The following is a 2,990-nucleotide window of genomic DNA, read 5'->3' as shown; positions in this document are numbered from 1 at the left end:
TTTGGTTAAGTCCTCGATCGATTAGTATTCGTCAGCTGCACGTGTCGCCACGCTTCCACCTCGAACCTATCTACCTCATCGTCTTTGAGGGATCTTACTTGCTTGCGCAATGGGAAATCTCATCTTGAGGGGGGCTTCGTGCTTAGATGCTTTCAGCACTTATCCCGGCCACACATAGCTACCCAGCGATGCCCTTGGCAGAACAACTGGTACACCAGCGGTGTGTCCATCCCGGTCCTCTCGTACTAAGGACAGCTCCTCTCAAATTTCCTGCGCCCGCGACGGATAGGGACCGAACTGTCTCACGACGTTCTGAACCCAGCTCGCGTACCGCTTTAATGGGCGAACAGCCCAACCCTTGGGACCGACTACAGCCCCAGGATGCGATGAGCCGACATCGAGGTGCCAAACCTCCCCGTCGATGTGGACTCTTGGGGGAGATAAGCCTGTTATCCCCGGGGTAGCTTTTATCCGTTGAGCGATGGCCCTTCCATGCGGAACCACCGGATCACTAAGCCCGTCTTTCGACCCTGCTCGACCTGTACGTCTCGCAGTCAAGCTCCCTTCTGCCTTTACACTCTGCGAATGATTTCCAACCATTCTGAGGGAACCTTTGGGCGCCTCCGTTACTCTTTAGGAGGCGACCGCCCCAGTCAAACTGCCCGCCTGACACTGTCTCCCGCCCCGATCAGGGGCGTGGGTTAGAATTTCAATACAACCAGGGTAGTATCCCACTGACGCCTCCGCCGAAGCTGGCGCTCCGGCATCTCTGGCTCCTACCTATCCTGTACAAGTTGCACCAAAAGTCAATATCAGGCTACAGTAAAGCTCCACGGGGTCTTTCCGTCCTGTCGCGGGTAACCTGCATCTTCACAGGTACTATAATTTCACCGAGTCTCTCGTTGAGACAGTGCCCAGATCGTTACGCCTTTCGTGCGGGTCGGAACTTACCCGACAAGGAATTTCGCTACCTTAGGACCGTTATAGTTACGGCCGCCGTTTACTGGGGCTTCAGTTCGCACCTTCGCTTGCGCTAAGCACTCCCCTTAACCTTCCAGCACCGGGCAGGCGTCAGCCCCTATACGTCACCTTACGGTTTTGCAGAGACCTGTGTTTTTGCTAAACAGTCGCCTGGGCCTATTCACTGCGGCTCTCTCGGGCTATACACCCTACCAGAGCACCCCTTCTCCCGAAGTTACGGGGTCATTTTGCCGAGTTCCTTAACGAGAGTTCACTCGCTCACCTTAGAATTCTCTTCTCGCCTACCTGTGTCGGTTTGCGGTACGGGCACCTCCCGCCTCGCTAGAGGCTTTTCTTGGCAGTGTGAAATCAGGGACTCGAGGACAAGTCCTCTCGCCATCACAGCTCAACGTATCAGGAATGGGATTTGCCTCATTCCACGCCTCACTGCTTGGACGTGCACAACCAACGGCACGCTCTCCTTATCCTTCTGCGTCCCCCCATTGCTCAAACGGCGGGGAGGTGGTACAGGAATATCAACCTGTTGTCCATCGTCTACGCCTATCGGCCTCGACTTAGGTCCCGACTAACCCTGAGCGGACGAGCCTTCCTCAGGAAACCTTAGGCATTCGGTGGACGGGATTCTCACCCGTCTTTCGTTACTCATACCGGCATTCTCACTTCTAAGCGCTCCACCAGTCCTTCCGGTCTGACTTCAACGCCCTTAGAACGCTCTCCTACCACGGACATCTACGATGTCCATCCACAGCTTCGGTAATCCGTTTAGCCCCGGTACATTTTCGGCGCAGTGTCACTCGACCAGTGAGCTATTACGCACTCTTTAAATGATGGCTGCTTCTAAGCCAACATCCTGGTTGTCTAAGCAACGCCACATCCTTTTCCACTTAACGGATATTTGGGGACCTTAGCTGGTGGTCTGGGCTGTTTCCCTCTTGACTACGGATCTTATCACTCGCAGTCTGACTCCCAAGTATAAATCACTGGCATTCGGAGTTTGTCTGAATTCGGTAACCCGGGATGGGCCCCTAGTCCAAACAGTGCTCTACCTCCAGGATTCTCTTCTTGAGGCTAGCCCTAAAGCTATTTCGGAGAGAACCAGCTATCTCCAGGTTCGATTGGAATTTCTCCGCTACCCACACCTCATCCCCGCACTTTTCAACGTGCGTGGGTTCGGGCCTCCAGTAAGTGTTACCTTACCTTCACCCTGGACATGGGTAGATCACCTGGTTTCGGGTCTACAACTGCATACTCTGTCGCCCTGTTCAGACTCGCTTTCGCTGCGGCTCCGCCTTCTCGGCTTAACCTTGCATGCAATCGTAACTCGCCGGTTCATTCTACAAAAGGCACGCCATCACCCATTAACGGGCTTTGACTACTTGTAGGCACACGGTTTCAGGATCTATTTCACTCCCCTTCCGGGGTGCTTTTCACCTTTCCCTCACGGTACTGGTTCACTATCGGTCACTAGGAAGTATTTAGCCTTGGGAGATGGTCCTCCCGGATTCCGACGGAATTTCACGTGTTCCGCCGTACTCAGGATCCACTCTGGAGGGGCAGGGTTTTCGGCTACGGGGCTATTACCCGCTGCGGCGGACCGTTCCAGGTCGCTTCGCCTAATCCTGCCTTTTGTAACTCCGTATAGAGTGTCCTACAACCCCAAGAGGCAAGCCTCTTGGTTTGGGCTGATCCCGTTTCGCTCGCCGCTACTCAGGGAATCGCATTTGCTTTCTCTTCCTCCAGGTACTTAGATGTTTCAGTTCCCTGGGTCTGCCTTCTCATGTGCTATGAATTCACACATGGATACTGCCCGATTAAAGGCAGTGGGTTCCCCCATTCGGAAATCTCCGGATCACAGCTCACTTACAGCTCCCCGAAGCATATCGGTGTTAGTGCCGTCCTTCTTCGGCTCCTAGTGCCAAGGCATCCACCGTGCGCCCTTTCTAACTTAACCAATGGTTAATTAAAAAGTTGTGGCCAATGGCCACGCGTACATGAATTGCTTGCATATA

General features: G+C 53.9%; 1 rRNA gene. It reads right to left on the bottom strand.

Annotated features, from left to right (window positions below):
- Position 1 precedes the first annotated feature (1 nt).
- Positions 2-2,932: ribosomal RNA gene (locus tag H9630_RS18730) — 23S ribosomal RNA — on the bottom strand.
- Positions 2,933-2,990: the final 58 nt, after the last annotated feature.

This window comes from Planococcus wigleyi (assembly GCF_014836985.1).
Classification (GTDB): domain Bacteria; phylum Bacillota; class Bacilli; order Bacillales_A; family Planococcaceae; genus Planococcus; species Planococcus notacanthi.
The sequence above is the reverse complement of the archived record's forward strand: the minus strand, read 5'-3'. Positions and strand labels throughout refer to the sequence as shown.